Consider the following 2,845-nt stretch of genomic DNA (forward strand, 5'->3'; position numbering starts at 1 on the left):
CGCCGGGCGCGAGCGGGGCCAGGGCCAGCCGGAAGGTCGGGGACGCCGGGAGTCACGCGGCCCAGTCTACGCGGCCCGGTGCATGCGGCCCGGTGCATGTGGCGCGGTGTCCCCGCCCCCCGCGACCCCCGACCGGCGGCAATTGTGCCCCGTCCCACGTCCACCCGGGAACCGGGGCCAGAGAATGAGGGCGTCCGAGATGCCTATCCCCTTCCGACTCCCGCCAGCCTGACCTGGGGGGAGAGTGCGCCGTTTGGCCGCGCACGCCTTATCAGGAGCCGATTTGACAGAACGTACTCCCGGTCCATCCACCCCCGAGGGGGGAGCCCCCACCGCCACCCTGCACCTGGACAACCAGCGCGAGGCCTACGCCCTGCTGGGGGCCGGGGACGCCAACCTGCGGCGGATGCGCGAGCTGACCCCGGCCAAGATCATTGCGCGGGGCGAGACGGTGACCATCACGGGCGACACGCCGGAAGTCGTGCAGTCCGCCGAACGCATGGTCCGCGACGCCCTCGATCTGGTCCGCAGCGGCGGCGAACTGACCCCCGAGAGCCTGCTGCGCTCCGCCCGTCTCAGCGACGAGGGCCGCAGTCTGGCCCAGGAAACGCAGGTCTCGGGCCTGAGCCTGCCGCGCGGCCTCAAGGCCAAGACGCCGGGGCAGAAGGTCTACCTCGAGAAGATCGACGCCTCCGACATCACCTTCGGGGTCGGCCCCGCCGGAACGGGCAAGACCTACCTCGCGGTGGCGATGGCGGTGCAGGCGCTGAAGGCCAAGAAGGTCAAGCGCATCATCCTGACCCGCCCGGCGGTCGAGGCGGGCGAGCGGCTGGGCTTCTTGCCTGGCGACCTGCAGGCCAAGATCGACCCCTACCTGCGGCCCCTGTACGACGCGCTGTACGACATGCTGGATCAGGAGAAGTTCGAGTCGTACCTCACGAGCGGAGTGATCGAGGTCGCGCCGCTGGCGTTTATGCGTGGGCGGACCCTCAACGACGCCTTCGTGATTCTCGACGAGGCGCAGAACACCACCGGCGAGCAGATGAAGATGTTCCTGACCCGCATGGGCTTTTCCTCCAAGGTCGTGGTGACGGGCGACGTGACCCAGATCGACCTGCCCCGGCACGTCACGAGCGGTCTGGCGGTCGCCAAGCGGGTCCTGAGCCGCATCGAGGGCATCACCTGGCACGAGTTCACCGACGTGGACGTGGTGCGCCACCCGCTCGTCGGCCAGATTATCCGCGCCTACGAGAAGGCCGAGGACGCCGAGGAGGACAAACGCGCCGCCCGCCGGGGCGAGTTCGCCTCCATCCCCGAGAACGAGGGCGACCCGCGCTGAGCCTTCCCAGACACCCAGGCCCCGTCCATGCTGACGGGGTTTTTCCAACCCCAGACGGCTTCCGGCCGGTCGGATTTGCGGGTGTACTCGACACCCCTCGATCGGAACTCGTATCAGAAGGAGGTGTTCCATGCCCGCCAGTGCCAGTGGCCTGAGCCTCGAACGGCTCGCCGTGCGCGTCCTGCTGCAGCTTCAGGCCGAACCCGGCCGCTACACCGCCCGCAGCCTCGCTCGTGAACTCGGCGAGACGCCCAACCGGGTGAACCGGGTGATTCTCGCCATCGAGGAGGAGGTGGGCGTGGGGCGGGAGGGCGCCTACGGGACGATCACCGTGGGGACCGCCGGGCGCGGAGGGTAAGCCGCGCCGGTGCAGGTCGCCAGCCCGGGGGGTTTACCCTGGCTTCATGGCATCGTCATCTCCATCACGGTTCACGCGGCTGCTGGTGCCGCTGCTCCTCATTCTGGTCTGGTTCGGCGCGGCCGGGATCGGGGGTCCCTACTTCGGGCGGGTGGAGGAGGTGTCCACCAACGACCAGGCCACCTTCCTGCCCACCAGCGCCGACGCGACCCGGGTGGCCGCCCGCCTGCCGGACTTCCTGGGGGACCGCACCATTCCGGGGATCGCGGTCTTTACCGCCGGGGAGCCGCTGAGCGCCGGGGCGCTGGGCACGTTGCGGGAGGCCGTGGCCGCGCTGGGCGAACTGGAGGCGGTCGAGGGCGTCTCCCCCCTGATCCCCTCCGGGGACGGGCTGGCGGCGCAGGCCTTCTTGCCCATCGACGCCGACGCGGACATTGCGGAAGTGGTGGCGGAGGTGCGGGCCGAGTTGCAGGAGGCGGCTCCGGCGGGCGTGACCGTGCACCTGACGGGGCCTGCCGGGTTCACGGGCGACCTCACGGCGGCCTTCAGCGGGATCGACGGCCTGCTGCTGCTGGTGGCGCTGGGGGCGGTGCTGGTGATCTTGCTGGCGGTGTACCGCTCGGTGCTGCTGCCGGCGGTCGTACTGCTGACCAGCCTGTTTGCCCTGTGCGTGGCGCTGCTGGTGAACTGGTGGCTGGCGAGGTGGGGGGTCTTTACCCTGACCGGGCAGACGCAGGGCATCCTGTTCATTCTGGTGATCGGGGCGGCCACCGACTACTCGCTGCTGTACACGGCCCGCTACGCCGAGGAACTGCGCCGCCACGCGGACAGGTACGGGGCGACCCGCGCCGCGCTCAGGGGCTCGCTGGAGCCCATTCTGGCGTCGGGCGGCACCGTGATCGCCGGGCTGCTGTGCCTGCTGCTCAGCGACCTGGGGTCCAACCGCTCGCTGGGGCCGGTGGCGGCGGTGGGGATCGTGTTTTCCATGCTCGCGGCGCTGACGCTGCTGCCCGCGCTGCTGTACGTGCTGGGGCGGGGGGCCTACTGGCCGCAGCGCCCGGTCTACGACCCCTCGCGCACCGACGAGGCGCAGACCGGGGCAGGTGTCTACGCCCGCATCGGCCGCTGGATCGCCCGCCGCCCGCGTG

General features: G+C 70.9%; 3 protein-coding genes. All 3 read left to right on the forward strand.

Annotation, left to right across the window (positions count from 1 at the left end):
* The first annotated feature begins 283 nt into the window (after window positions 1-283).
* Complete coding sequence (locus QOL99_RS16270; RefSeq protein WP_285525352.1) at window positions 284-1,339, forward strand: PhoH family protein; 1,056 nt, start codon at window positions 284-286, stop codon at window positions 1,337-1,339.
* Window positions 1,340-1,469: 130 nt separating this feature from the next.
* A complete protein-coding gene (locus QOL99_RS16275; RefSeq protein ID WP_285525353.1) occupies window positions 1,470-1,697 on the forward strand; it encodes a hypothetical protein in 228 nt (75 codons plus the stop codon).
* 46 nt (window positions 1,698-1,743) lie between these two features.
* A partial coding sequence (locus QOL99_RS16280) for an MMPL family transporter (protein WP_285525355.1) occupies window positions 1,744-2,845 on the forward strand: 1,102 nt, incomplete at its 3' end.

The sequence above is a fragment of the Deinococcus rhizophilus genome (genome assembly GCF_030271215.1).
Lineage (GTDB): Bacteria > Deinococcota > Deinococci > Deinococcales > Deinococcaceae > Deinococcus > Deinococcus rhizophilus.

Coding starts and splice junctions, on each gene's coding strand:
- QOL99_RS16275 (WP_285525353.1), top strand. CDS start 1,470: ATGCCCGCCAGTGCCAGTGGCCTGAGCCTCGAACGGCTCGCCGTGCGC.